Origin of the sequence: Streptomyces sp. GbtcB6 (assembly GCF_019091475.1) — a bacterium.
GTDB classification, from domain to species: Bacteria; Actinomycetota; Actinomycetes; order Streptomycetales; family Streptomycetaceae; genus Streptomyces; species Streptomyces hyaluromycini.
Map to the genome: position 1 here is coordinate 218,710 of NZ_JAGXJL010000013.1, position 23,040 is coordinate 241,749.

Consider the following 23,040-nt stretch of genomic DNA (forward strand, 5'->3'; position numbering starts at 1 on the left):
GTCACTCCTGCCCGGCCAGCAGCCGGTCGGCGATCTCCGCCACGCGCTCGCGCAGGCCCTCCTGGCTCTTGCCGCCGTCGAGGAGTTCGCCGCCGATGACATAGGTCGGGGTGCCTGTCACGCCGATGGCCTTGCCCTCGGCCTGGTCGGCGTCGACGATCAGGATGTGTCGGCCGTCGACCAGCGCGGTATCGAACTCCTCGGCGTCCAGGCCCAGTTCACCGGCCACCTCGACCAGGAACGGCTCGCCCTTGCGGTCCAGCTCCTCGACCCGGCCGAGGACCGCCTCGACGTACTCCCAGCCCTTCCCCTGCTCCAGGGCCTCCTCGGCGGCCTGCGCGGCGGCGAAGGCGTGCTTGTGCTTCTCCAGCGGGAAGTGCCGCAGCCGCAGCTCCAGCCGGTCGCCGTACCGGGCACGCAGGGCACGGAGGTCGTCCAGGGCGCTGCGGCAGTCGGGGCACTGGAGTTCGCACCAGACGTCGAGGACCAGGGCGTCGGTGTGCGCGGGGGAGTCGTTCATGACGACCAGTCTTCCAGGCCACGCTCCACCGACCCAATCGAGCCGACACGCGTCCGCTGCCGACGGGGACGACCGGTGGCCGGCTGCCGGGACGGACAGTGGCCGGCGGCCGGGACGGCGGCTGTCGTCGGCGGCGGTGGGCGGTGGGCGGCGATCGGTGGTTCGGGCGGCGGTCGGTTGCCGGGGCGGGCGGCTGCCGTCGGCGGGGACGGGCGGTGTCCGGGGCGGAGACGGGGCGGCGGTCGGTGGTTCGGGCGGTGTCCGGCTGTCGGACCGGCGGTGGTGGGCAGCTGGGACCGGTGGCGGTCGGCTGCGAGGGCCGGCCGTGGCGGCCGCAGTGGGTGTGGTCGTGGCTCGTCCCTGGGGTGGAGGTGACCCGGAGAGGACCCCGAGATGCCCCTGATTGTCGGGCGCGGGCATGGATCGCACGGGCCGGGCGGTGCACGATGGAAGGGGCGAAGCAGCGCGCGCACTCCGCACCCCGCCCCGCCCGCCCGACCCAGCCAGCAGGAGGACCGGATGATCGCCGAGACAGTCTGTTCCGCCGTGTCCGCGGCCGGTCTGGGCATCGCCGTGGTCACCGCCTATCGCAAGCGGTACCTGGCAGCGGCCCGCATCGCCGCCTACTCCCTCGTACCCGTCGGCCTGGTCATGACGGGCGTGGTCGGCTGGCTCGCCGACACCGCCTTCAGCCCCACCGCCTGGGCCGGCTTCGGAGTGCTCGGGGCGGCCTGGGCCCTGTTCGCCACCACCCGCGCGGTGGAGCGCCGGCGCGGCGGCACCCGTGGCACCCGCGCCGAGCGCAAGGCAGCCGCCCGGGGCGCACAGCGCGACGCCGTCGCCCCAGCCTCGTCGGCACCGTCCCTGAGTCCGGCCACCCGCCCGGCGACCAGGCCCACGGCGGCGCCCCGCAGCACCGGCTCGGGCGAGGACTTCAGCGACATCGAGGCCATTCTCAAGAAGCACGGAATATGACACTCCGCCGCGACGGGCGGGGCGCGCCGGACGGCGCCCGGCAGTGCGTCGGCGCGGTGCTGTTCAGCCGGGTTGCGGGCGCATGCATATGACAGTCACATGAGGCATTGAAACGACACAGTGCGGCTGTGGCGCGCGCGGAAGTGTTCAGGGTGCGAGCGGAAGTGAAACGGACATCACGGAATTCGACGAACTCCCGCCCATTCCGGGCGTGTTGATCGCGCGGCGGGTGCCTGCTGGGACATCATCGCCGCGAGATGCTGGACACGAAACAGAGCGAGGCCGCGCCGAAGGACGAGCCCCGCGGGTGCCTCTTCGCCCTTTCCCAGCCACCGCTGATGATCTTCCTAGCGGTGATCGGGTGTCTGCTCCTCATGGCTGCGCTGCACGACCTGCTGTGGCTGTGAGCCGTACCCGCCCGTCCCGGCGCCACCCGCCGGGACCGGCGTCGGCATCTGCGCACCCGACCGCGCCCGACCGGGGCTGATCGGGCATCCCGCACCGGGTGGCCGTCCCCGACGTCTCCGGGATCAGCCGGCCGCCTCCTTGCGGCGCGCCCGGTACGCGGCGACATGCAGGCGGTTTCCGCAGGTCCGGCTGTCGCAGTAACGACGCGAACGGTTACGGGAGAGGTCGACGAAGGCGCGTCGGCAGTCCGGGGCCTCACAGCGCCGCAGTCGCTCCTGCTCCCCGGCGACCACGAAGAACGCGAGCGCCATCCCGCAGTCGGCGGCGAGATGGTCGGCCATCGAGGCGCCAGGCGCGAAGTAGTGCACATGCCAGTCGTAGCCGTCGTGGTCCGTGAGCCGGGGCGTGGTGCCCGCGGCCGCGACCAGCTCGTTGATCATCCCGGCGGCGGTCCGGGCGTCGGGAGCGGCGAAGATCCCCGCGAACCGTCCGCGGATCTTGCGGACTGCCGACAGATCGAACTCCGACAGCACGCCGACATCGCTGATGTCGTGGTTTCGTACGAAATCCTGGAGAGCCGCGACATCGGGCAGTCCGTCCGCCGCCGTGTCGTCCTCCGGTGCGGTGTTCACCAGATCCACCACGGCGTCGAGAGAACACCGGGTGTCGTGGGTGATCAGCACGTTTCGCTCCCTGGCCTGAGGGTCGGGCGGGCGCCCGCCGATGGTGGCCGATGGTAGCGACATACGGCGGCTCCGCACCGTGCCCTGCCCCACTCACGGCTGTCCGGTAGAACGCTCACCGCCTCCCGGAGGTTCCACGGGGCGTACGGACACACCGGCGCCGCCCCGTGACCGAAACACGGTGGCGGCGCCGGTGCTGCCGTATGCGGTTGTCTTGGCCCGAGCCGTCTCCCCGAGTGGACGGCGCCGGGCGGCTTTCAGGGGCGGTGCCTTAGCTCTCCGCCAGGATGTGGGAGAGCTCCTGATCGAGATCGAAGTGCCGGTGCTCCGTGCCGGGCGGCACGGCGGCGTCTGTTCGCTTCAGGAAGGATTCCAGGGCTCGCGCCGGGGCTTCGAGCAGAGCTTCCCCTTCCGGGGAGCTCAGGGCGATGCACACGACGCCCTGACCGTGACTGCGGGACGGCCAGACGCGGACGTCGCCGGTGCCGGTGGGGCGGTGCAGCCCCTCGGCGAGGAGGTCGCGGGCGAACACCCACTCGACGGTCTCCTCGGCTCCGGTGTGGAAGGTGGCGTGCACGGCGTAGGGGTCGGCCGTGTCGTACCGCAGGCCTGCGGGGACAGGCAGGGAGGACTCGCTCGACACAACGAGGCGCAGGTGCAGCTCGCAGCTGACCGTGGTGTTCATAAGCGCCAGGGCCTTTCGCTCAGTGTGCGCTCGGGGATTCGCACGTCGGCGAAATCGACATGCCACCTACGGTGCCGTTGTAAACCCCTCTGCGTGTTTTGCGTGCCTTTACGTAACTCTTCCGGCCGAGAACCCGGACGCGATCTACGACCATTCCGGTGACCTGAATCGCTCAGGTAGGGTTTGGTCGTATGAATACGGGGAGTAACGAACCGGGCGAGGTCGCCGCGACCTCGGACGGGAGCGAGGTGGACGGAACGACGACGGACCGGGCACGCGCCGAGCGGGGGCTCGGATCGCGGGCGCCCGAGTTCATCAAGGCACGCCGGGCACTGCACCTGAGCTGGCAGGTCGGAGTCTTCGCGGTCGGTCTGGCGGTGGTGGTTGTGGGCATCGTCCTGCTGCCGTTGCCGGGGCCGGGCTGGGTGATCATCTTTGGTGGTATGGCGATCTGGGCGACCGAGTTCGTCTGGGCCCAGCTGGTGCTGCGCTGGACGAAGCGCAAGGTCACCGAGGCGGCCCAGAAGGCCCTCGATCCCAAGGTGCGCCGCCGCAACATCACGCTCACGGCGATCGGCCTGGTGGTCGTGGCGGCCGGGGTGGGGATCTATCTCTCCAGGTTCGGGATCGTGATGCCCTGGAAGATCGAGGAGTGATCCGGCCACCGGCCGCAGACCCCCGGCGACTGGTCGGGGGCACCCCCTGACATGGGGTAATGTTCTCCGTGCGCCCGGGCGATTAGCTCAGTGGGAGAGCGCTTCGTTCACACCGAAGAGGTCACTGGTTCGAACCCAGTATCGCCCACCCGGAACCGCGGCCCACCTGCCAGAGAGCAGGTGGGCCGCGGTCGTTTTCAAGGGCCACGGTTGCCTCGGCGCTCGGCGCTCCGGGCCCCGAGGGCTGGGCTGGGGCGGCTATGGCCACCTCGCGCGGCGTGACCGGGGCCCGGGGGTGACGAAGGCGGTGCGGGGTCGGCTGGCGGGGGTGTGAGCGCCCTTGCGGGGGCCGGTGAGCGCCGTACGGCGACGGTCGAGCTCCGTACGGCGACTGTCGTTCAGGTGCGGTGGCGGTGGCGGTGGTGCTGGCGAACGCGGTCGGTGGGTGATCTCCGTGGCCGGACCTGCCGAGTGGGGTGTACCCGGCGGTAGTGGTCGGAGGTGTGCGACCCGGATGCAGAGTGCCGGTGCCGAGGGCCGGCAAGCGTGCCCCGGTGCGTCCCGACCCCCGTCGACCCCCGTCGACTCCCGCCGCCCGGCTCGGCCCGGCCCGGACCGCTCGCCGAAGCCAAGCCGTAACCCCCGCCTCCCGCAAGCCACTTCGCGTTCGACCCGTCGACCGTATGTCCGTCACCTGCGAGGTCACCCACCTCGCAATCCCCGTACCCCCACCCCACCGCCCGGCCCCGCCGCCCCCGCCCACAAGAAATTCCTGTGCGAATCATTGACGCCTCACCGGCCCCTCCGTACCTTGTGCCAGCAAGCGCTTACTTGAAACGATTCATGCAGGCGTCGGCGACGCTGCGGGGAGGGGCCCGACTGTGGGAACCAGCAGGAATGTGGAGAGGCGGACCATCCTGAAGGCGGCCGGAGCCTCGGCTGCCGCGCTCGGGGTCGCGGCGACGGCCGGGTGTGGCGGCGGAAGCGGTTCCGGGGATGGAACGGTGACGATCCGTTACTCGTGGTGGGGTGCCGAGGAACGCGCGCAGAAGATCAACAAGACCATCGCTCTCTTCGAGAACAAGTACCCGAAGATCAAGGTCAAGACCGACTTTCAGACGTATGCGTCGTTCTGGGAGAAGTTCCAGACGCAGGCCGCCGGTGGAAATCCCCCGGACGTTTTCCAAAATGCCGTCACCTTTCTCCGGAAGTACGACAAGCGAGGAATTCTCCTCGATCTCAAGTCACAGGTTCAGGCAGGAAATCTGAGCCTGGATCACTTCCGGGCCGGAGTGACGAAGGTCGGCGAGGTCGACGGAAAGCAGCTCGGAATCCCCGTCGGCTCCAACACCATGGCGCTGGTCATCGACAGGAAGGTCTTCGAGAAAGCCGGCGTGGAGCCGCACACGGGCTGGACCTGGGACGACTACTTCAAGGCCCTGAAGACCATCCATGACAAGACGAAGGTCGCGGGCGACACCGGCTACTTCGCCATCATGTACCTCTACGACCTCTACCTCCGCCAGAATGGCAAGGCGTTCTACACCGCCGACGGGCTCGGCTTCGACAAGGCCGACCTGACGGAGTGGTGGGCCGACGGCTACAGCCGTGTCAAGGCCGGCATCGTCACGGACCCGAAGGTCGTCCAGCAGGACACCCCCAAGTCCTCCCTCTCCGCCGGGCACGGCGCCTCGGAGTTCACCTGGGACAACTTCACCGTCCGCTACTCGGCGGAAGGCAACAGCACGTACGGCCTGGCCCCGATCCCGACCATGGACGGCAAGCACACCGGGCAGTACCTCGCCTCCCTGATGCTGAGCGCCTCCGCCCGCACCGCCCATCCCAAGGAGGTCGCGCAGTTCATCGACTTCATGGTCCACGACCCCGAGGTCGGCACGATCATGGGCTACGACCGGGGCATTCTCGCGAGCACCGAGCAGTACGCGGCGTTCAAGCCCACGGACGCGGTGAACAAGGAGATCGCGCAGTACGAGGCCGACACCGCCAAGGCCGGCGTCCTCGGCACGATCACCCCGCACCCCTCCGGTGCCGACACCATCGAGGCCGCCTTCCTGCGCATCGGCGGCGACCTCGGCCAGGGCAAGACCAAGGTCGCGGACGCGGTGAAGCAGTTCTTCACCGAGTCCGAGGCCGCCTTCCAGGCCTGATGGGACCGGCCGTGACGCTTGTCGAGGACTCCCTGCCCACCGCCCGCAAGACGCGCTCGGCCGCCCCCGCCACCAGGGGGCGGCGGCCCGGCCGCCGACGCGAGAACCTCGCCGGCTACCTCTTCATGTCCCCCTGGATCGCGGGCTTCCTGCTGCTGACCGCCGGTCCGATGGTCGCCTCGCTCTACTTCGCGTTCACCGACTACAACCTCTTCAACACCCCGAAGTGGGTCGGGTTCGACAACTTCACCAAGATGTTCGACGACCCCCGCTGGCAGAAGTCGGTGGAGGTGACCGCGAAGTACGTGGTCATCGGCACCCCGCTGAAGCTGCTGCTCGCGCTCGGGGTGGCGATGCTCCTGGCCCAGAGCCGGCGCGGCCAGGCCTTCTACCGGGCCGCCTTCTACGCCCCCTCGCTCATCGGCGCGAGCGTCTCCGTCGGCTTCGTCTGGCGGTCCCTGTTCTCCGACGACGCGATCGTGGACCGTACCCAGACCTTCTTCGGCTGGCACGTCGGCGGCTGGGTCGGCAACGCCGACTGGGTGCTGTACTGCCTGGTCGCACTGACCGTGTGGCAGTTCGGCGCGCCCATGGTCATCTTCCTGGCCGGGCTGAAGCAGGTGCCGAGGGAGCTCTACGAGGCGGCCGAGATGGACGGTGCCGGGCCGCTGCGGAGGTTCTGGAACATCACCCTGCCGATGATCTCCCCGGTGCTGTTCTTCAACGTGCTCCTGGAAACCATCCACTCCTTCCAGATCTTCGGCTCGGCCTACGTCGTCTCCAACGGCTACTGCGGACCGGCCGACGCCACGCTCGTCTACACCTGTTACCTGTACCAGCAGGGCTTCCAGAACGCCCGGATGGGCTTCGCCGCCGCGATGGCCTGGATGCTGCTGCTGGCCGTGGCCCTGGTGACGGCCGTCCTCTTCTGGTCCCAGAAGAAGTGGGTGCACTACGAGGAGGACGCCCGATGAGCGCGACCACCACCAAGCCGCCCCTGCTGAGCCGCCGCCGGACCGGGTCCCTCGGCTGGCACCTCGGCGCCCTGGCGATCCTCGCGGTCATCCTCTACCCGGTGGTCTGGGTGATCGGGGCGTCCTTCAAGCCGAGCAAGGACATCATCAACAGCCTCCAGCTGTTCCCGTCCCACCCGATCCTGTCCAACTTCAAGGGCCTGGCCGACGGCATAGCGGACATCGGCATCTGGACGTTCTTCCAGAACTCCCTCTTCTACGCCGTCGGCGCCGTCGTCGGCGTGCTGGTCTCCTGCTCGCTGACCGCCTACGCCTTCGCCCGCATCCGGTTCGCCGGCCGCAACCTGCTCTTCTCCCTGATGATCGGCACCCTGCTGCTGCCGTACCACGTGCTGCTGATCCCGCAGTACGTGATGTTCCAGAAGCTGGGCTGGATCAACACCTACGCCCCGCTGCTGATCGGCAAGTACCTCGCCACCGAGGCGTTCTTCGTCTTCCTGATGGTGCAGTTCATGCGGAACCTGCCCAGGGAACTCGACGAGGCGGCCCGGCTCGACGGCTGCGGGCACTTCCGTATCTACTGGTCGATCGTGCTGCCGCTGTGCCGGCCCGCCCTCATCACCAGCGCGATCTTCACCTTCATCAACGCCTGGAACGACTTCATGGGCCCGCTGATCTATCTCAACGAGCCCGGCAAGTACACGGTCTCGCTGGGCCTGATGATGTTCCGCGACTCCGACGGCGTGGCGGCCAACTACGGCGGGATGATCGCCATGTCCCTGGTCGCGCTGCTGCCGGTGCTGCTGTTCTTCCTCGCCTTCCAGCGCTATCTGATCGACGGAATGGCGACCTCCGGACTGAAGGGCTGATGACGTCGTGGCCGACGTGCGCGCAAAGCCGTCCGTCTTCGCGGAGAGGTTCGCCGTCTTCGCCGAATGTCTGCTCACCGGGGTCTGGATCGCCGTCGCATCCCTGGGGGTCGTCACCTACCCGGCCGCTTTCGCCGCCGGCGCCCGGCACCTGCGTCGCCGTACCGGTCAGGTGGGCGGCGGCCTGCGGGAGTTCGTGAGCGACTTCCGGGCCGCCCTGCCCGGCGGCCTGCTCGTCGGGCTCGCCGGATGGGGTGCTGCCGCGGCCGCCTGGCTGGACGTCCAGGCCGTGCGGGCCGGGCTGCCCGGCGGGCCGCTCGTCGGGGCCGTGGGCCTGTTCGCGGTGATCGGCCTCGCGGTCGCGGGGCTCCGCGCGGCGGCCGTCTGGGCGCCCGGCGACCGCTGGCGCACCCTGTTCGCGGCGGCCGGCCGCCGTACCGTCCTCGACCCCGGCGGATCCTTCCTGCTCGTCGGGGGAGCGGTCCTCGTGGTCTGTTCCGCCCTGCTCGTCGCGCCGCTGGCGGTGCCCGTGCTGGGTGCCCTCGCGGCGGCGGCCGTCGCCGTGGAGGAGCGTCACCGGCGCCGCCGCGGCTGACCGGCCTCGCACCAGGGTGGGCGCCCCGGCGTCGCACCTTCCCCTGTCATGCCCCTGACCATCGCCCATCGCTACCCCTACGACCGCCCCTGCACCCGCACGGAAAGGAAAGGCGGACCATGTCTCCCATCCCCCGCAGGTCCCTCCTCAAGGCGGCCGCCGTCGCCGGCGCCGCCGCCCAGTTCAGCTGGGCCCTGGGCGCGAAGGACGCGCAGGCCGCGCCCAGAGCCGAGGCCGCCGACGCGGACCCGGTGACCCTGGACTGGCTGGAGGACGGCGGCCTCGGTGCCGCGCCCGGCTCGACCGTGGGCGTGCCCTGGCCGATGGGCGCGTTCCAGGAGGACCAGGCCTTCGCGCTCACAGACGAGGACGGCAGGGATGTGCCCGTCCAGTCCTGGCCGATCGCCTACTGGCCGGACGGTTCCCTCAAGTGGACCGCCCACGCGGTCGGCTCCGGCACCGGCAGGCTCACCCTCGCGGCAGGCGATCCGGCCGCCCCTGCCCAGAGGGTCACCGTCGACAAGAGCGGCGGCACCATCGACGTGTCGACCGGCGTGATCGCAGTGAAGATCGGCAAGAACGGCTCGACGATCGTCAAGTCCGTCACCCGGGGTTCGACGGAGATCGCCAGGAACGGGCGGCTCGTCCTCATCCGCCAGCCCGAGATCGAGGACGAGGACCAGGGCCAGGTCAGGACCGAGCGCTTCGACGGCGCGATCGACTCCGTCACCGTCGAGCAGGAGGGCCCGGTCCGCGCGGTCGTCCGGATCGACGGCAAACACCGCAAGGGGAGCCGCAGTTGGCTGCCGTTCTCGATCCGTCTCTACTTCTACGCGGGCGCCGACTCCTTCCGCATGGTCCACACGATCACCTACGACGGCACGCAGGAGCCGGGCAAGGTGAGCGGGGACTTCATCCGCGGGCTCGGCGTGCGCTTCAGCGTGCCGATGCGTGACGAGGCGTACGACCGGCACGTGCGGATCGGCGGTGAGGGAACCGGCCTGCTGCGGGAGGCCGTCCAGGGCATCACGGGGCTGCGGCGCGACCCGGGCGCGGCCGTCCAGGCGGCCCAGTACGCGGGCGAGAAACTGCCCGACCCGTCCACCTGGGACCAACGGGTGACGACACGCTTGCAGTACATCCCGCACTGGGGCGACTACACCCTCTCCCAGCTCTCCGCCGACGGCTTCACCCTGCGCAAGCGCACGAAGAAGGGGTACGGCTGGATCCCGGCCGGCGGCGGCGGGCGGGCCTCCGGGTTCGGTTACGTCGGCGGGGCGAGCGGCGGACTCTCCTTCGGCCTGCGGGACTTCTGGGAGAAGTTCCCGGCGCAGCTCGACATCCGCGACGCGCACACCGACGCGGCCGAGGTCACCCTCTGGCTGTGGTCGCCCGAGGCCCAGCCGATGGACCTGCGCTTCTACCACGACGGCATGGGCCAGGACACGTACGCCGAACAGCTCGAAGGCCTCAACATCACCTACGAGGACTACGAGCCCGAGTTCGGCACGCCGTACGGCATCGCCCGCACCTCCGAACTCCTCTTCTGGGCCAACGAGTCGACCCCCTCGGCGGACGCCCTGGCCGAACAGGTCCAGGCCGTAAGGACGTTGCCGCAGCTCACCGCCCCGCCCAGGCAGCTCATCAAGGCCAAGGTCTTCGGCCCCGGCCTCTACTCCGAGCCGGACCGCTCCACCGCCGCCAAGGCGAAGATCGAGGACCACCTGGACTTCCTCTTCACCTACTACAAGGACCAGGTGGAGCAACGCCGTTGGTACGGCTTCTGGGACTACGGCGACTTCATGCACACCTACGACACCGTGCGCCACCAGTGGCGGTACGACGTCGGCGGCTACGCCTGGGACAACTCCGAGCTCTCGCCCGACCTGTGGCTCTGGTACGCGTACCTCAGGAGCGGCCGCTCGGACATCTTCCGGTTCGCCGAGGCGCTCACCCGGCACACCGGCGAGGTCGACGTCTACCACATCGGCCAGTGGGCCGGCCTCGGCACCCGGCACGGCATCCAGCACTACGCGGACAGCGCCAAGCAGCAGCGCATCTCCAACACCACCTACCGGCGCTTCTACTACTTCCTCACCGCCGACGAGCGCGTCGGCGACCTCATGGCCGCCAACGTCGACTCCGACGAGACCTTCCTCGTCCTCGACCCGCAGCGCAAGGTCCGCACCGACCCCTACACGCCCGACCGGCACGCCCTCTCCATCGGCTTCGGCACCGACTGGAGCGGCCTGGTGTCGGCCTGGCTGACCGAGTGGGAGCGCAAGGGCCCCAAGTGGGAGAAGGCCAAGGCCCGCGTCCTGTCGACCATGGAGGGCATCGCCGCCCAGCCCAACGGCTTCGTCCAGGGCAGCGGCCTCTACGACCTCGACACCGGCAGGTTCGCGACCGCCGCCACCCCGGTGGTCTCCGTCTCCCATCTCTCGGCGGTCTTCGGCCTCAACGAGCTCTGCGCCGAACTCATCTACTTGACCGACATGCCGGAGTTCAACCAGGTGTACTTCGACTACTGCCGCTACTTCAACGCCACCAAGGCGGAACAGGCGGCACGCTACGGCTCCAACTTCGGCACCCTGCTGCTCTTCCAGGGCCACTCGCGCCTCGACGCCTACGCCGCCGTACAGACCGGCGACGCGACGCTCGCCACGCGCGCGTGGACGAAGTTCTACAGCTCCGACGGTTACACGGAGTCCTCGCCGTGGAAGACCGAGCCGCTCTCCGGCCCGGTCGCGCTCGTCGCGGGCGCCGAGGCGAGCTGGGTGTCCTCCAACGACACCGCGCTGTACGGGCTGGCCGCCATCGAGAACCTGGCCCTGCTCGGCGACAGGATGCCCTGACAGAGGGGTGGGGGAGCGCCGTCGCACGGGCGGCGGCGCTCGTACCGCCGAGTGTGGTCCAGGTCACTTCGTGCCGGCATGAGTACGCGTACTCAGATGCACGGTCTGCGACAGACTGCGGCCATGGACTGGAACCACTACCGTTTCCGCAGCCTGTGGCCCCTCCCGGTACCGCTCGCCACCGTGTACGAGGCGCTGCGGACGGTGGACGGGTACCCCGGCTGGTGGCCCCAGGTGCGCTCGGTGAACCAGCTGGACGACTCCGTCGCCGTCCTCACCATCCGGTCGTTCATCCCCTACGACCTCACGTTCACCGCACACGAGGTACGGCGCGATCCGGAGGCCGGCGTGCTGGAGATCTCGATGACCGGTGACATCGAGGGCTGGGCCCGGTGGACGATCACGTCGGACGGCACCGGTACCCTCGCCCGCTACGACCAGGTCGTCGACGTCAACAAGCCGCTGCTGCGACGACTCGCCCTGCTGGGGCGGCCGTTCTTCCGGCTCAACCACCGGCTGATGATGCGCTCCGGACGGCGCGGACTGCTCAGGCACCTCCAAGCGGTTTGAACGAAACCCGCCGGTACCTGTATCGTTCACTGCGTTCCCGGGCGATTAGCTCAGTGGGAGAGCGCTTCGTTCACACCGAAGAGGTCACTGGTTCGAACCCAGTATCGCCCACCACCGGGAAGGCCGGTCTGCATCTGCAGACCGGCCTTTTTGCCGTTCCGCGGTCCGGCCGAACGGTGGACTCGACGTCCCGCGCCCGCCTGTCCCTCGGCCGGCCGCGTCCGCGGTGCCTAGGCTGGCCCCGCGACGGAAGGGTGGTGCCATGGACACCGATGCCCGGATCAGGGCCGCGATCGAGGAGCATTGGCGGGCATCCGAACGCGGGGACGTCGAGGCCGAGCACGCCGTCTACGCAGCCGACGCGATCCTGGACTACCCGCAGTCGGGTGAGCGTTTCCGGGGCCGCGAGGCCATCGCGGCACAGCGCGGCGGGCACCCGGCCGACCGGCACTTCACCGTCCTGCGGATCACCGGCCACGCGACGGTGTGGGTCAGTGAATGCGTCATCACCTACGACGGTGTGCCGTCGTACTCGGTGAGCATCATGGAATTCGCCGACCAGCGCGTGATGCACGAGACCCAGTACTTCGCCGGCCCGTTCGGCGCCCCGGCACGGCGGCTCGCGCTCGCGGAGCCGATGCCGGGACGCACCATCACGAGAGCCTGATCGGAGGGGGGCGCCGGTCGCGGCGCCCCCCTCCGTCACGCAGCCGTCGGCAGCTCCGGCCGCAGCGGCCAGTCCGTGCTCACCGTCTCCGGTGTGCCGCTGCGGGTGAACCACGCCTGGAGGCCACGGGCCTGCGCCGCGTGCCAGGTCGTCTGCAACGTGTGCAGCTCGGCCGGGGTCAGGCGCTCCAGGCGGGTCGCGAAACGGCGGCCCAGCGCCCGTACGAGCTCCAGGGACGCGAGCGCGTCCGCGCCCGCGTCGTGCGCGCCCTCGAGGGTGACCTCGTAGTGTGCGCACAGGTCGGTCAGGGTCCGGCGGCCCTTGCGGTAGCGGTCCAGATGCTTGTCCAGGACCCGGGGGTCGAGGACGAGCAGTGGGCTCGCCTCGAACCAGCGGTCCAGCGAGGACGCCCGATGGCGGCGCAACTCGCGGTCCAGCAGGGTCAGATCGAACGGCGCGTTCATCACCACCAGTGGGCGGTGCATCGCCGCGTGCTCGGCCAGTTCCTCGGCTATCTCATGCACCACCGGCGCCGGCCAACGGCCGTTGCGCTGCAGGTGTTCGTCCGTCAGCCCGTGCACCGCCGTCGCCGCTTCCGGCACCGGCACGCCCGGGTTGACCAGCCAGCGGGTCACCCGGGGCCGGGTGCCCGGGGCGTCCTGGACGACGACCGCGGCGGAAACGATGCGGTCGGTCTCCACGTCCACGCCCGTGGTCTCCGTGTCGAAGGCCGCCAGGGGCCCCTCGTACCAGCACGTCATGCCAATACAACTCCTCGTTCACCCACGGCAGATGACGTACCGTCTTCTGCCCGTTTGGTGATACCCGGGCCGTTTGCGACGTACGCCGGAAGGACACAACAGGAGTGCGGGTCTTTGCAGTTCAGCGGCCCGTCACGGGGAAACTCTTGGCTGGGAAGGCTGTTGGTCATGGCGATAGCGCAGCCCGAGCGGGGCGGGCTGCTGCCCGAACGCACGGGCCCCCATCGCGGCACACTCGCGACCACCGCCTGCATGGAGACATTGCAGGTGGGCTATCTGCATGCCGTCGCGGCGGCGGCCGGCTGCTCACTGTCGCAGCCATTCCCGGACAACGGCATCGACTGGCACGCCAGCCACGGCTCGCCCGGTCACACGATCGACGACGAGGTGACGATAAAGGTACAGCTCAAGTGCACCTACCAGATCGCACCGAACCCGCCGGGACGTTTCTTCTCCTTCACGCTGGACAACGACCACCTGCGCAAGCTCGCCCGCACACCGGTGTCGGTGCACAAGATCCTGGTGGTGATGCTGGTACCGCGCTCCCAGGACGACTGGCTGCGCGCCAGCCACGACCGGCTCGATCTGCGCCACTGCTGCTACTGGGTCAACCTGGCAGGGCATCCGATCACCGGCCGGAACCGGACCACCGTGCGGGTTCCGACCTCGCGCATCTTCGACGACCGGGCGCTCTGCGAGATCATGACGCGGGTCGGGACGGGAGGACGACCATGAGGCACCGTCCGTACGAGGAGCAGCTGCGGGAAGTCCGGCCGCATCCGGTGGAGCCCCACTGGAACCATCCTCCCGAGCCCACCGAGGTCGACCCCGCGGTCCTCGGCGCCCTGCTGCGCCGGCACGGCTGGCAGCGGCGCGGGGGAGCCCCGGGGCGCTACGGCCGCTGGACCCCACCAGGGCCGGGCAGTACCGGTACCAGCCTGCTGGTGCCCGAGAGCCGCGCCTTCCCGGACAGCGACGACCTGCTCGGGGAGGCGCTCACGGCTCTGGTGCGCATCGGTACGCCCGCCGCGCGCGAGGTGCTGGTCGGGCTCGCCGTACCCAGCGACGAGATCCGCTGGTGGCGGGATGTGCCGAGCGGGCAGGCGGACGCCGCGTCCTGGACGGTCGAGGAGCAGTTGCGCACCGCCGCCCGGCAGACCCTGCTGGCCGGCGCCCTCGCCACCCGCGCGCGTGCCGGTTACTACGGCGCCCGGCACCGGCGCGCGGCCGCCGCCATGCTGGAGTCCGTCCTCGTCGGCTCGGCGGAGAGCGGGCGCGGCCTGACCGCCTTCGTGCCCGTCGGCACCGGCCGGCCCCTCGCCGTGCGCCTGCACCAGGCCCTGTACGCCGCCCGTGAGGCCATCGACTACCAGCGGGCCACCGGCGGCATGGACGCCTTCGACGGCGCCGTCGAGGCCGGTGTGAGCCGGGAGCTGACCGACGCGCTCGTCACCCTCGTGCGGGGCACGGAAGGCGCCCGCATATCCGTCGAGTGGGCGCCGGGCGCCGGGGTCCCCGACGACTGCGCGGCCACCACCGAACCGGTCGAGTTCTCGCCCGGCGACCTGCCCGTGCTGCGCGAGGCCGGCGCCCGCTACCTGCGCGACGAACCCTCCGTCGCGGTCCGGGTCACCGGCACCGTGGTCCGGATGCGCCGCTCCGAGCCGCGCGGCGAGGGCGCGGTACGGCTGCGGGTGATCGCCGGGGCCGAGGTGCCGTACGTCAGGGTCACCCTCGACGAGGAGGACTACCGGATCGCCGGACAGGCCCACCTCGTCGGACTCCCGGTGCGGGTGCACGGGCGGCTGGAGAGCCGGGGAGGCTTCCGGCGGCTGTCCGGCGCCTACGGGGTCGCGCCGGTCCAGGTGGAGGAGGCCGAGCGGGACCGGCTGATGAAGTCTCTCCAGGAGAACCTCGACTTTTTCGAGGAGGCGTGCACCGGGGACGACTGCGACTGACCGGGGACTGTCGGTAACCGTTTCGCGGACGGAGGGCAGGGGTCGGTACGATCCCCTATTGCGCGCGCTCCTGGTATGGCGCCGCATCCACCTTCAGTCAGGAGAGACCGGTGTCAGACGTCCGTGTGATCATCCAACGCGATTCCGAGCGGGACGAGCGCGTGGTGACGACGGGCACTACGGCCGCCGAGCTCTTCGCCGGCGAGCGCTCGATCATCGCCGCCCGGGTGGCCGGTGAGCTCAAGGACCTCGCGTACGAGGTGCAGGACGGCGAGACCGTCGAGGGCGTCGAGATCTCCTCCGAGGACGGTCTGGGCATCCTGCGCCACTCCACCGCGCACGTCATGGCCCAGGCCGTCCAGGAGCTCTTCCCCGAGGCCAAGCTGGGCATCGGCCCGCCGGTCAAGGACGGCTTCTACTACGACTTCGATGTGGAGAAGCCCTTCCACCCCGATGACCTCAAGGCCATCGAGAAGAAGATGCAGGAGATCCAGAAGCGGGGGCAGAAGTTCTCCCGTCGTGTCGTCACCGACGAGGCGGCCCGCGAGGAGCTTGCGGACGAGCCGTACAAGCTGGAGCTGATCGGCCTGAAGGGCTCGGCGTCCTCGGACGACGGCGCGGACGTCGAGGTCGGCGCCGGTGAGCTGACGATCTACGACAACCTGGACGCCAAGACCGGCGAGCTGTGCTGGAAGGACCTCTGCCGTGGTCCCCACCTGCCGTCGACCCGTCTGATCCCGGCGTTCAAGCTGATGCGCAACGCGGCCGCCTACTGGCGCGGCAGCGAGAAGAACCCGATGCTCCAGCGCATCTACGGCACCGCCTGGCCGTCCAAGGACGAGCTGAAGGAGTACCTGGACTTCCTCGCCGAGGCCGAGAAGCGCGACCACCGCAAGCTGGGCAGCGAGCTGGACCTGTTCTCCATCCCGGAGCAGATCGGCTCCGGCCTGGCCGTCTTCCACCCCAAGGGCGGCGTCGTCCGCCGGGTGATGGAGGACTACTCGCGCCGCCGGCACGAGGAGGAGGGCTACGAGTTCGTCTACACCCCGCACGCCACGAAGGGGAAGCTCTTCGAGACGTCCGGGCACCTGGACTGGTACGCCGACGGCATGTACCCGCCCATGCAGCTCGACGAGGGCGTGGACTACTACCTCAAGCCCATGAACTGCCCGATGCACAACCTGATCTTCGACGCGCGCGGCCGGTCCTACCGTGAACTGCCGCTGCGCCTCTTCGAGTTCGGGACCGTGTACCGGTACGAGAAGTCGGGTGTCGTGCACGGCCTCACCCGGGCCCGCGGCTTCACCCAGGACGACGCGCACATCTACTGCACCAAGGAGCAGATGGCGGAGGAGCTCGACAAGACGCTCACCTTCGTCCTGAACCTGCTGCGCGACTACGGCCTGACCGACTTCTACCTGGAGCTGTCCACCAAGGACCCGGAGAAGTTCGTCGGCTCCGACGAGGTCTGGGAGGAGGCGACCGAGACGCTCCGCGCGGTCGCCGAGAAGCAGGGCCTCCCGCTCGTCCCCGACCCGGGCGGTGCCGCCTTCTACGGCCCGAAGATCTCCGTGCAGACCAAGGACGCCATCGGCCGTACCTGGCAGATGTCGACCGTCCAGCTCGACTTCAACCTGCCCGAGCGCTTCGACCTGGAGTACACCTCCGCCGACGGCTCCAAGCAGCGCCCGGTGATGATCCACCGCGCCCTGTTCGGCTCCATCGAGCGGTTCTTCGCGGTGCTCCTGGAGCACTACGCGGGCGCCTTCCCGGCGTGGCTGGCGCCGGTCCAGGCGGTGGGCATCCCGATCGGGGACGGGCACGTCGAGTACCTGCAGAAGTTCGCCGCCGAGGCGAAGAAGAAGGGCCTGCGGGTCGAGGTGGACGCGTCCTCCGACCGCATGCAGAAGAAGATCCGCAACGCCCAGAAGCAGAAGGTGCCCTTCATGGTCATCGCGGGCGACGAGGACATGGCGGCCGGCTCGGTCTCCTTCCGCTACCGCGACGGCTCGCAGGAGAACGGCATCCCGTTCGACGAGGCCATCGCCAAGATCGTGAAGGTGGTCGAGGAGCGGACCCAGGTCTGATCCGCCTCCGTCAGGGGCCCTCGGAGATCAGTGCTCCGGGGGCCTTCTCTCGTCCTCGTTCAGTGAGAACCTCTGCAGCATCCAGGACGAGAACGACCCGGTGACCGTGCCCAGCAGTGCCAGACCGCAGGCCATGAGCCCCGCGGCGATGAACCGCCCCACGGTGGTCACCGGGACGTAGTCGCCGTAACCGACCGTGGAGAGGGTCGAGCAGGTCCACCAGAGGGACTCGCCGAAGGTGCGGATGTTGGCGTTCGGGGCCGAGCGTTCGGCCTGGTAGACGGCGAGGGCGCCGGAGAAGCCCAGCAGTGAGATCGACAACGCCGAGTAGGCCGCCACGCGCGCGTGCAGCGCCAGCCGGGGCTCCCCGCGCCGGCGCTGCATCGCCTCGTAGGTCCGCACGACCCGCACCGGCCGCAGCAGGGGCAGCACCAGGACGACCGTGTCCAGCCAGTGCCGCCGTACGAACCCCGGTCCCTCGCCGCTGAGCCGCCAGCGCACCGCGTAGTCGACGGCGAACATCACCCAGGCCGCGTACATCAGCGACAGGAAGAAGGCGTGCGCGGCCTCCGGCAGCCCGGGCACCAGCACGTGCACCGCGTACGAGCCGAGGAACACCAGCGCCCCGATGCCGAGCGGCAGGTCGGTCCTGCGGTCCCAGCGGTTCAGCCGGCTTTCGTCGTCCATCCGCCCAGCTTCGCTGGCGAGCCGTTTCCCCCGGCCCCGGCGACACGCCGCGAACGGGCGAAGCCATATGCTGCCTAGCATGACGAGTGAGCCCGAGCAGCAGATCGGAGTGGGGACGCAGGACGCGTTCCAGCGCCTGTGGACACCCCACCGGATGGCCTACATCCAGGGTGAGAACAAGCCGACCGGTCCGGGGGCCGACGACGGCTGTCCCTTCTGCTCGATCCCGGCCAAGTCCGACGAGGACGGGCTGATCGTCCGGCGCGGCGAGCACGTCTACGCCGTGCTCAACCTCTACCCGTACAACGGCGGCCACCTGATGACGGTCCCGTACCGCCATGTCGCCGACTACACGGACCTGACCGGCCCGGAGACGGTGGAACTCGCCGAGCTGACCAAGCAGGCGATGACCGCGCTGCGCACGGCGTCCGGCGCCCACGGCTTCAACATCGGCATGAACCAGGGTTCCGTGGCCGGCGCCGGCATCGCGGCCCACCTGCACCAGCACATCGTCCCGCGCTGGGGCGGCGACACGAACTTCATGCCGGTGGTAGGCCACACACGGGTGCTGCCGCAGCTGCTGGCGGACACGCGGAAGATGCTGGCCGAGGCCTGGCCGACGTCACATTGAGCAGCCCGTCCGGCGATTGAGGACGAGGCCGTCCAGGCCGAAGCGGGGGTCTGGGGGCGGCAGCCCCCAGGGGCTGGTGCCCGCCCCGCCCCTTCGGCCGAACCGCCGGAGGCTCACGCGTCGTACGTGTCGGCCTTCTTCGGTGACGCGTCCTGGACCGACCCGCTGAGCGCTCCCGCCCGCGAGTTGAACTTGTCCATGTTGACGTCGTGCTCCTTGAGCACGGTGAACGCGGCCCGGTGCACCGCCCGGAGCACCGGTGTGGCCGCGCGCAGCGCGTCGTCGGCCATGAAGCGGTGCTTCCACGGCTGGTCGGCCCAGGCGTGCCGGAGGCCGAACGGCTCGGGCAGGCCTATGGAACCGCCGAGCCACTTCAGCAGCGGCGGATACCAGCTGATCATCGCCCGCGCGGCCAGCCGGACCACCTCGTCCGGGGTGACCAGGGGCAGCTTGATGGTCCGGGTCTCCCAGAACCGGACGGTCTTGGCGACCGTCTTGGTGGGCGCCTCGGGCTTGCCGCTGAAGAAGCCGTTGACCGGGCCGAGGGCGTGTCCGGTGACCTCGATCCGCAGGGTCTCCTTCAGCACGGTCACGGTGGTCATCATCGTGATGATCAGGCCGCCGTCCCACAGGTACGGCCACTGCACGCCCAGGTAGTGCCGTTCGCCCTTGTCGAAGTGGTTGCTGTTGCAGATCCGCTCCACGTCGGCGGGCCCCACCTTGTAGTCCGTCCCCTCGGGCCTGGACACCGCCTTGGCGCCCTCTCCGACATGGGTGACGATCCAGTGCTTGACCTGCGGTTCCGGGAAGCCGCCGGTCTTCAGGTGCTGCCGGTGCAGCACGCTCAGCTCCTTCTCGATCTCCCGGACGACCGTCCAGGCGCGGAACTCGTGGATGCCCTTGACCGGATCGAGCGGGACCAGTTCCTCCGCGAGGTGCCAGGAGCCCCAGCGGGTGCCCATGCCGAGTATGCCCTTGGGGCCGGCGTAGAAGACCGAGTTGGACTGCTGCTCGGCGCTGAGCCGGGCCAGGGACTGGCGCAGCTGCTCGGCCGCGGCCTGGTCGGGGCTGGTCGGCACCGCCTCGGGGACCTTCGCGCCGACGCTGCCGCCGGACAGCAGGCCGTCCCAGGCCTCGCGCAGGTCCCTCGCGGTGCGCTCGCAGAGCCGCTTGGCCAGGTACCAGCCGGCGACGGGGAGCACGATGCAGCCGCGTGCGTACCATCCCCAGAAGCCGTTGAGCGGCATCCGGATCAGGAAGATCACCGCGACGACGCCGACGGCGGCCAGCAGGGCGCTGCCGAGCCCGGAGACCCGCTTGTTGTCGGCCTTCAGCATGGTCGTCCGGAGCTGGAAGACCAGCAGCCAGACCAGCAGCCCCGGAAGGAACAGCACGCCGCACAGGAACATGACGGCGGTCAGCCGCTGGTCGCGTTCCTTGCGGATGCGGTTGGCCGCGAGGCAGTGCTCGACGACCACCTGCGGTTCGCTGCCGAAGGACTGGATGAGCGGCTTGCGGCCGACGCCCAGCATGCGGTCGATGACCGCCTGGGAGTACGCCTCACCGAAGTTGGGCCGGAATATCTTCGCCCACTTGCGGCCCTCGCTGACCGTGGACTGGTGCCATTCGTTGTCGGCCTTCTTGATCTCCTCCATCGGTGTGTCCCGGTAGGCCGCCGAGGCCAGGGCGTAGGTCGGTGCCTGCGCCTCGCCGCCCGGCCTGGGCACCTGTGGCCCGAAGAAGTCCTCGAAGCTCATTCCCGCCCCCACTTGCCGCCGTCCCGCTTCTGCGGCCTTCCCGACTTCCGTACTCCGCACACCTGTTGATCAAGTACTCAGAGTATCTCCAGCCACCGGCAGACCGTCGGCGGACGGCCGAAGCCGCCCGCCGAACGATCCCGTTGCCGACTGTTGCCGACTGTTGCCGGCCGTTGTCGTCCCCCGCTGTCCACCGCGAGACCAACTAGGAGGCCTCTTTGGCCTGTTCGCGAATCTTCTCGGCGATCTGCGGTGGCATCGGCTCGTGTCGCGCGTAGGAGCGGCTGAACCGGGCCGTGCCGTGCGAGAGGGAGCGCAGGTCGACCGCGTACCGGCCGATCTCGAACTCCGGTACCTCGGCCTTGACGAGAGTGCGTCCGCCGCTGGTCTGCTCGGTGCCGAGCACCCGGCCGCGCCGCCCGGACAGGTCGCTCATCACCGCGCCCACGTAGTCGTCGCCGACCAGCACGGACACCTCGGCCACCGGTTCGAGGAGATGGATCTTCGCGTCCGCCGCGGCTTCCCGCAGGGCCAGCGCGCCCGCCGTCTGGAAGGCGGCGTCGGAGGAGTCCACCGAGTGCGCCTTGCCGTCGAGCAGCGTGACCCGCACGTCCACCAGCTGGTAGCCGGCGGCTACCCCCTTGGTGGCCTGGGCCCTGATGCCCTTCTCGACGGACGGGATGAACTGCCGGGGCACCGCGCCGCCGACCACCTTGTCGACGAACTCGATGCCGGAGCCGCCCGGCAGCGGTTCCACCTCGATCTCGCAGATCGCGAACTGCCCGTGCCCGCCGGACTGCTTGACGTGCCGGCCGCGCCCGGCGGACCGGCCGGCGAACGTCTCCCGGAGGGACACCTTGTGCGGTACGACGTCGACCTGGACGCCGTACCGGCTGCGCAGCCGCTCCAGGGCGACGTCCGCGTGCGCCTCCCCGAGACACCACAGCACCACCTGGTGGGTGTCCTGGTTCTGTTCGAGCCGCATGGTCGGGTCCTCGGCGACCAGGCGGGCCAGGCCCTGGGAGAGCTTGTCCTCGTCCGCCTTGCTGTGCGCCTCGATGGCGAGCGGCAGCAGCGGGTCGGGCATCTCCCACGGCTCCATGAGCAGCGGGTCGTCCTTGCCGGAGAGGGTGTCCCCGGTCTCCGCGCGGCCGAGTTTCGCCACGCACGCGAGGTCACCGGCGATGACATGCGTGACCGGCCGCTGCTGCTTGCCGAACGGCGTGGACAGGGCGCCGATCTTCTCGTCGACGTCGTGGTCCTCGTGGCCGCGGTCGGCGAGGCCGTGCCCGGAGACATGGACCGTCTCGTCGGGGCGCAGGGTGCCGGAGAAGACCCGGACCAGCGAGACCCGGCCGACGTACGGGTCGGAGGCGGTCTTCACCACCTCGGCGACCAGCGGGCCGCCGGTGTCGCACGGCTTGATGTCGCGCGGGGTGCCGTCGATGGTGGTGACTCCGGGCGTGGGGTGCTCGAACGGCGTCGGGAAGCCGCCGGTGACCAGTTCCAGGAGCTCGACCGTGCCGAGGCCCTGGCGGGCGCCGTCGGCGGCCGGGGCGGCGGCCAGGACGGGGAAGAAGGCCCCGCGTGCCACGGCCCGCTCCAGGTCCTCGATCAGCGTCTTGAGGTCGATCTGCTCGCCGCCCAGATAGCGGTCCATGAGCGTCTCGTCCTCGCTCTCCGAGATGATCCCCTCGATGAGCCGGTTGCGGGCCTCCTCGATGTCCGGCAGCTGGTCGGGGCCCGGCTCGGACTCCTTGCGCTCCCCGGTGGAGTAGTCGAACAGCTTCTGCGTGAGCAGCCCGACAAGACCGGTCACGGGTGCGTGCCCGTCCGGACCCTGCGACCCGTACAGCGGCAGGTAGAGCGGGAGCACGGCGTCCGGGTCGTCGGCGCCGAACGCCTCGGCGCACACCCGGGTCATCTCCGCGAAGTCCGCGCGGGCGGCCTCCAGGTGCGTGACGACGATCGCCCGGGGCATCCCGACGGCCGCGCACTCCTCCCACACCATCCGGGTCGAGCCGTCCACCCCGTCCGAGGCCGAGACGACGAAGAGGGCCGCGTCCGCGGCGCGCAGACCGGCCCTCAGCTCTCCGACGAAGTCGGCGTATCCCGGGGTGTCCAGGATGTTGATCTTGATTCCGTTCCATTCGACCGGTACCAGCGACAGCTGTACGGAGCGCTGCTGCCGGTGCTCGATGTCGTCGTAGTCCGAGACGGTTCCGCCGTCCTCCACCCGGCCCGCCCGGTTCACCGCTCCCGCGCTCAGCGCGAGAGCCTCCACCAATGTGGTCTTGCCCGATCCGGAGTGGCCGACCAGCACCACATTCCGTACAGACGCGGGGTGGTCGGCCGCCATTGCCCTGCCGGCGGCTCCGGGGTGTTCCTTGACCTTGTCGCCCATGGTTTTGCCTCCCGTGCACGGTGAGGTCTCTGTGGGCGCGGGCGAGCATGGCGGGCCGCGTGCGGTGGCGGCTCCGATGACGCCCGCGGTTATTCGAGCTTTCCACTCCCGTCACGGTGCGTCCATACGA

At 70.0% G+C, this 23,040-nt stretch carries 21 protein-coding genes and 2 tRNA genes; 16 read left to right on the forward strand and 7 right to left on the reverse strand.

Annotated elements, in window-relative coordinates; all coding sequences use genetic code 11:
• Nucleotide 1 precedes the first annotated feature (1 nt).
• Nucleotides 2-520: a DsbA family protein gene (locus KVT45_RS23500; protein ID WP_217550524.1), complete on the reverse strand. Its 519-nt coding sequence runs from the start codon at nt 518-520 to the stop codon at nt 2-4.
• 519 nt (nt 521-1,039) lie between these two features.
• On the opposite strand from KVT45_RS23500, the gene KVT45_RS23505 reads away from it, so the two are divergent.
• Both KVT45_RS23505 and KVT45_RS23510 read left to right on the forward strand, forming a co-directional pair.
• Nucleotides 1,040-1,495 carry a hypothetical protein gene (locus KVT45_RS23505; RefSeq protein ID WP_217550526.1) on the forward strand — a complete coding sequence of 152 codons (456 nt, stop codon included), beginning with the start codon at nt 1,040-1,042 and terminating at the stop codon, nt 1,493-1,495.
• Between the two features lie 257 nt (nt 1,496-1,752).
• Nucleotides 1,753-1,902: a hypothetical protein gene (locus tag KVT45_RS23510; protein WP_217550528.1), complete on the forward strand. Its 150-nt coding sequence runs from the start codon at nt 1,753-1,755 to the stop codon at nt 1,900-1,902.
• A gap of 123 nt (nt 1,903-2,025) precedes the next feature.
• Here KVT45_RS23510 and KVT45_RS23515 read toward each other — a convergent pair whose 3' ends face one another.
• Together KVT45_RS23515 and KVT45_RS23520 are read right to left on the reverse strand one after the other, a co-directional pair.
• Nucleotides 2,026-2,586, reverse strand: coding sequence for a CGNR zinc finger domain-containing protein (locus tag KVT45_RS23515; RefSeq protein ID WP_089103201.1), 561 nt, complete (start codon nt 2,584-2,586; stop codon nt 2,026-2,028).
• Between the two features lie 271 nt (nt 2,587-2,857).
• Nucleotides 2,858-3,271, reverse strand: coding sequence for an SsgA family sporulation/cell division regulator (locus KVT45_RS23520; protein ID WP_004002642.1), 414 nt, complete (start codon nt 3,269-3,271; stop codon nt 2,858-2,860).
• A gap of 191 nt (nt 3,272-3,462) precedes the next feature.
• On the opposite strand from KVT45_RS23520, the gene KVT45_RS23525 reads away from it, so the two are divergent.
• The 10 genes from KVT45_RS23525 (at nt 3,463) to KVT45_RS23570 (ending at nt 12,625) form a co-directional block, all read left to right on the forward strand.
• On the forward strand, nt 3,463-3,927 hold the full coding sequence (locus KVT45_RS23525) for a TIGR02611 family protein (protein ID WP_217550530.1): 465 nt from the start codon (nt 3,463-3,465) through the stop codon (nt 3,925-3,927).
• A 76-nt stretch (nt 3,928-4,003) separates the two neighbouring features.
• Nucleotides 4,004-4,075: transfer RNA gene (locus KVT45_RS23530), tRNA-Val, on the forward strand.
• A gap of 733 nt (nt 4,076-4,808) precedes the next feature.
• A complete protein-coding gene (locus KVT45_RS23535) occupies nt 4,809-6,095 on the forward strand; it encodes an extracellular solute-binding protein (RefSeq protein ID WP_217550532.1) in 1,287 nt (428 codons plus the stop codon).
• Nucleotides 6,095-7,069: a carbohydrate ABC transporter permease gene (locus tag KVT45_RS23540; RefSeq protein ID WP_217550534.1), complete on the forward strand. Its 975-nt coding sequence runs from the start codon at nt 6,095-6,097 to the stop codon at nt 7,067-7,069. The genes KVT45_RS23535 and KVT45_RS23540 overlap by 1 nt, the downstream gene beginning before the upstream one ends.
• Nucleotides 7,066-7,938, forward strand: a complete 873-nt coding sequence (locus KVT45_RS23545; RefSeq protein WP_217550536.1) for a carbohydrate ABC transporter permease — start codon at nt 7,066-7,068, stop codon at nt 7,936-7,938. Before KVT45_RS23540 ends, KVT45_RS23545 begins: the two co-directional genes overlap by 4 nt.
• Nucleotides 7,939-7,954: 16 nt before the next feature.
• A complete protein-coding gene (locus tag KVT45_RS23550) occupies nt 7,955-8,533 on the forward strand; it encodes a hypothetical protein (protein WP_217550636.1) in 579 nt (192 codons plus the stop codon).
• A gap of 119 nt (nt 8,534-8,652) precedes the next feature.
• Nucleotides 8,653-11,388: a Tat pathway signal sequence domain protein gene (locus tag KVT45_RS23555; protein ID WP_217550538.1), complete on the forward strand. Its 2,736-nt coding sequence runs from the start codon at nt 8,653-8,655 to the stop codon at nt 11,386-11,388.
• A gap of 123 nt (nt 11,389-11,511) precedes the next feature.
• Nucleotides 11,512-11,958, forward strand: coding sequence for an SRPBCC family protein (locus tag KVT45_RS23560; RefSeq protein WP_217550540.1), 447 nt, complete (start codon nt 11,512-11,514; stop codon nt 11,956-11,958).
• Between the two features lie 39 nt (nt 11,959-11,997).
• Nucleotides 11,998-12,072 (forward strand) — tRNA-Val (locus KVT45_RS23565).
• 148 nt (nt 12,073-12,220) lie between these two features.
• Nucleotides 12,221-12,625, forward strand: coding sequence for a nuclear transport factor 2 family protein (locus tag KVT45_RS23570; RefSeq protein WP_217550542.1), 405 nt, complete (start codon nt 12,221-12,223; stop codon nt 12,623-12,625).
• A 35-nt stretch (nt 12,626-12,660) separates the two neighbouring features.
• On the opposite strand, the gene KVT45_RS23575 is transcribed toward KVT45_RS23570, so the two are convergent.
• Entirely contained in the window at nt 12,661-13,386 is a 726-nt protein-coding gene (locus KVT45_RS23575) for a 3'-5' exonuclease (RefSeq protein ID WP_089103210.1), read from the reverse strand.
• Between the two features lie 168 nt (nt 13,387-13,554).
• On the opposite strand from KVT45_RS23575, the gene KVT45_RS23580 reads away from it, so the two are divergent.
• The 3 genes from KVT45_RS23580 to thrS all read left to right on the forward strand — a co-directional run bounded on the left by KVT45_RS23580 (nt 13,555) and on the right by thrS (nt 17,431).
• Nucleotides 13,555-14,121: a DUF4365 domain-containing protein gene (locus tag KVT45_RS23580; protein WP_217550544.1), complete on the forward strand. Its 567-nt coding sequence runs from the start codon at nt 13,555-13,557 to the stop codon at nt 14,119-14,121.
• Nucleotides 14,118-15,344 (forward strand): hypothetical protein, encoded by a 1,227-nt coding sequence (locus tag KVT45_RS23585; protein WP_217550545.1) that lies wholly within the window; start codon nt 14,118-14,120, stop codon nt 15,342-15,344. Before KVT45_RS23580 ends, KVT45_RS23585 begins: the two co-directional genes overlap by 4 nt.
• Nucleotides 15,345-15,454: 110 nt before the next feature.
• Nucleotides 15,455-17,431: a threonine--tRNA ligase gene (thrS, locus tag KVT45_RS23590; protein ID WP_217550547.1), complete on the forward strand. Its 1,977-nt coding sequence runs from the start codon at nt 15,455-15,457 to the stop codon at nt 17,429-17,431.
• A 27-nt stretch (nt 17,432-17,458) separates the two neighbouring features.
• On the opposite strand, the gene KVT45_RS23595 is transcribed toward thrS, so the two are convergent.
• Nucleotides 17,459-18,118 carry a potassium channel family protein gene (locus tag KVT45_RS23595; RefSeq protein WP_217550549.1) on the reverse strand — a complete coding sequence of 220 codons (660 nt, stop codon included), beginning with the start codon at nt 18,116-18,118 and terminating at the stop codon, nt 17,459-17,461.
• Between the two features lie 79 nt (nt 18,119-18,197).
• On the opposite strand from KVT45_RS23595, the gene KVT45_RS23600 reads away from it, so the two are divergent.
• Nucleotides 18,198-18,749, forward strand: a complete 552-nt coding sequence (locus KVT45_RS23600; RefSeq protein WP_245883206.1) for an HIT domain-containing protein — start codon at nt 18,198-18,200, stop codon at nt 18,747-18,749.
• A 113-nt stretch (nt 18,750-18,862) separates the two neighbouring features.
• On the opposite strand, the gene KVT45_RS23605 is transcribed toward KVT45_RS23600, so the two are convergent.
• A complete protein-coding gene (locus KVT45_RS23605; protein WP_217550553.1) occupies nt 18,863-20,506 on the reverse strand; it encodes a hypothetical protein in 1,644 nt (547 codons plus the stop codon).
• Nucleotides 20,507-20,711: 205 nt separating this feature from the next.
• The gene (locus KVT45_RS23610; protein ID WP_217550555.1) at nt 20,712-22,910 is read right to left on the reverse strand and encodes an elongation factor G-like protein EF-G2; all 2,199 of its coding nucleotides are present in this window, start codon (nt 22,908-22,910) and stop codon (nt 20,712-20,714) included.
• Nucleotides 22,911-23,040 lie beyond the last annotated feature (130 nt).